Below are 338 nucleotides of genomic sequence, written 5' to 3' on the forward strand. Positions count from 1 at the left end.
GTTGGGTCAGGTGCGGTGGGGGCAGGGCGATGCGCGTGCGCAGCGCTGGCGTTTGGCCGCGCCTCCAGCAGTGTTGCGCTATGTCGCCAAGAAGGGCTCGATCTGCGTCGATGGCGTATAGTCCGGTAAACATCAGCGGACGTCCGTTTGCAGTGACAACGGAGCTAACGCAGTGCGGTGGAAAGTCGCGACGCAGCGCGACAGGTGATGCATGGACATAGTCGTTTCTCGCAAAAGTTGAGCGAAAAACGCCACAAGGCAAACAGGCGCGCGCGCAGCCGCAAGGCTGCGCGTTGGCCGTCTTCTTTCATCCGGACTATACCGTCGGCCCCGGCATC

Annotated in this window: 1 pseudogene; it reads left to right on the forward strand. The window is 62.1% G+C overall.

The annotated features are described in order from the left end of the window. A pseudogene (locus FFY45_RS21855) lies at positions 1-118 on the forward strand (riboflavin synthase); the annotation flags it as partial. Positions 119-338: the final 220 nt, after the last annotated feature.

It is taken from the genome of Xanthomonas hortorum (assembly GCF_011305375.1).
GTDB lineage: Bacteria > Pseudomonadota > Gammaproteobacteria > Xanthomonadales > Xanthomonadaceae > Xanthomonas > Xanthomonas hortorum_E.